The organism is uncultured Idiomarina sp. (assembly GCF_964010655.1).
Classification (GTDB): domain Bacteria; phylum Pseudomonadota; class Gammaproteobacteria; order Enterobacterales; family Alteromonadaceae; genus Idiomarina; species Idiomarina baltica.
This window is the reverse complement of the sequence record NZ_CAXGLS010000093.1, coordinates 1-2362: the sequence shown is the minus strand read 5'-3', so window position 1 is coordinate 2362 and position 2362 is coordinate 1. Positions and strand designations below refer to the sequence as shown.

4 protein-coding genes are annotated in these 2362 nt (G+C 47.6%); all 4 read left to right on the top strand.

The features are described from left to right. The first annotated feature begins 131 nt into the window (after positions 1 to 131). The 4 genes from ABNS04_RS12420 (at position 132) to ABNS04_RS12405 (ending at position 2354) form a co-directional block, all read left to right on the top strand. A complete protein-coding gene (locus tag ABNS04_RS12420) occupies positions 132 to 500 on the top strand; it encodes a hypothetical protein (RefSeq protein WP_348671608.1) in 369 nt (122 codons plus the stop codon). Next, positions 497 to 1051: a hypothetical protein gene (locus tag ABNS04_RS12415; RefSeq protein ID WP_348671606.1), complete on the top strand. Its 555-nt coding sequence runs from the start codon at positions 497 to 499 to the stop codon at positions 1049 to 1051. Before ABNS04_RS12420 ends, ABNS04_RS12415 begins: the two co-directional genes overlap by 4 nt. A 133-nt stretch (positions 1052 to 1184) precedes the next feature. Then, a complete protein-coding gene (locus tag ABNS04_RS12410; protein ID WP_348671605.1) occupies positions 1185 to 1568 on the top strand; it encodes a hypothetical protein in 384 nt (127 codons plus the stop codon). Positions 1569 to 1601: 33 nt separating this feature from the next. After that, positions 1602 to 2354, top strand: a complete 753-nt coding sequence (locus ABNS04_RS12405) for a hypothetical protein (protein ID WP_348671604.1) — start codon at positions 1602 to 1604, stop codon at positions 2352 to 2354. The last annotated feature ends 8 nt before the right edge of the window (positions 2355 to 2362 follow it).

Below are 2362 nucleotides of genomic sequence, written 5' to 3'. Positions count from 1 at the left end.
GGGCGACGGTTCGTAAGTTAAACACTCTAACGAAGTTGCAAGCTGAGATTTGCAAACCGACAACGCGCGCGAGGGCGCGTAGAACAACCGCGCGAGCAACCGCAAGCGCAATGGCTAAATAGGAGCAACATATGCCAACATTTGGAGACAACATTAGCCTGACAGCTGGCAGCAGTTCGAGCAACTTGTTTGCCGATACCGCTTACAATAAGGTCAATCAAGGCACCACCATCAGATTAAATTTAGCTTCGGTAAGTGCCAACAATGGAGCATCTGGTGCAAACCTTAATCAAACTTTTGCTGTCGGTAATACAGTGTACGCAGACACCGTTCCGCTTGGAGCGCTGGTTGATGGTCAACCATTTGCAGATAACGGAGCCTACAAAGAGAACGAAGTGGTGGTCACGCAGCCGGGCTCGTCGATCCCGTCGCTGGTTGTAAAAAACGATAGTGGCGGCACTATGGTTTTTAAGTACAAGGTTTTCGTGTCACAGCAATGAGTCAGCCTAACGAACCGGTACAAAATTACGAAGTACAAAGCCCAGCAATTGAAACATTGTTGCGTACCCAGTTGCCATCGGTGGCTGGTTACGGCGGATTAGTACGCGCAACTAATACAATTATACCGGTTTTCGATGTTAGCGCAGCTGCTGAAGGCAGTACCCTCCCGTTTGAACTGCAAAACGCCTTGGCGTTTGGCAGTCAAACTGCTTTTGAAGCAGCTAATACTAATGCGGACATAGCTACCGTTCCGGGCTTTTACCGAGTCACTGGCACTTTCACGGTCGTTAGCAACACCGGAAGCATACAACGTGCGGCTATTAACCTTATTGACGCCACGCCAACAACCAAAATTGTGCAGCAGGTGTTTGTACCTGCAAGTTTAGGCGTTAACAGCTTCTTTAACACACCGTTTGATCTAGTGATTTTCTTAAATACTGGCGAAAAGATTAATGTGAGTGCTACCAGTACTAGCACTATAGCTGGTTCAATACGTCAAATTGCTACAAGTGATGGCACATTGGTCGAACCGTCCGGTTTTCCTGTATAAGCAAATAATTATAATACTTATCCACGAAGTGGATTCCTTTTAAGCTGGCATTTTGCCAGCTTTTTACAGTCCGTCACTGCACTTTCGCGGGAGCTTCGTTCCGTCCTTCCACGGCGACTGGACGCTTTTTACCATGCGTCCCGTAGGAGCGAATGCATTTTATCGTCGTTATCGCTATTGTCAAGTTAACCAGATTATGGTTAAGTCATTTATGCAATCAAATTTACAGTTGAGTTATGATTACTTTGAGTCCGGTATTTTTTGGGTTGTGCGCTGCGATATTAACGGGTTTTTGCGCCGTGGCTTTGCTCGTACGCGCGATCGCGCGCGTTGCGAAGTTAGAAAGGCAATTAGCGAACTTAGACTGGTCGTCGCTGAGCGAGCTCGTGATGGATGTCGAAACTCTAAAGCGACAGGCGATGAAGACCCGAAACATTACCAATGGGTTAAAAAGGACTCAACAGAAAGAGGATTTAGAAGCGAAATTGCAAGAGGTACAGCTTCAACGACAAGCTAACGTCATGCCCATGCATAACGTCGAGAGGTAAAAATGAGCGTATTGAGCAGATTAGTAAAACGAACGACAGGTCGATCGATTGGCGCAAACGTAGGCGCCGCAGTCGGTACATTAACTGGTGGATCAATACTCGGCATACCTGCGTCAATATTTGGTGACACATTGTCGGAAGAACTAAGTCGTCAGTCTAATCGAGCAGAGCCAACGCAAACACAGACGGTACCATCAGACATGGGTCCGCAAATGCCAATGGGGCCAGCGCAGAACATTGAGATTGATTTTAGAGGAGGTAGTGACGTGCCAATGTTAAATACAGCCCAAATGGGAAATAACCCGTTTATACAGCCTGCATCGTTTCAACAGGCCAACGTAATACCGTTTATTCGCCCTGGCATCGGTGCTGTCGGAACAGCCATAGGGGCTGGCGCAGCCGTCATTATGGACCTTTTAACAGGGCAACCGACAAAGCTGATTATCACTCGTAAATTGCAGCGCGAAGCTCGACAAGCCGCCGATTTCTACATGAACGATTTGGACATGGTGGCTGAATACCTTTCCCGCGTGAAAAAGAAGAGATTCACAGAGGACATTGTTGTCGACATTTTGCTTAAGAGATTCACAAATCAGGGGCCGTTTGTCACCAAGGCAGCCGTAAGGAAAACAAGGGCCACGGTTCGTAAGTTAAACACTCTATCAAAGTTGCAAGCTGAGATTTGCAAACCGACAACACGCGCGAGAACGCGTAGGACAACCGCGCGAGCAACCGCAAGCGCAATGGCTAAATAGGAGCAACA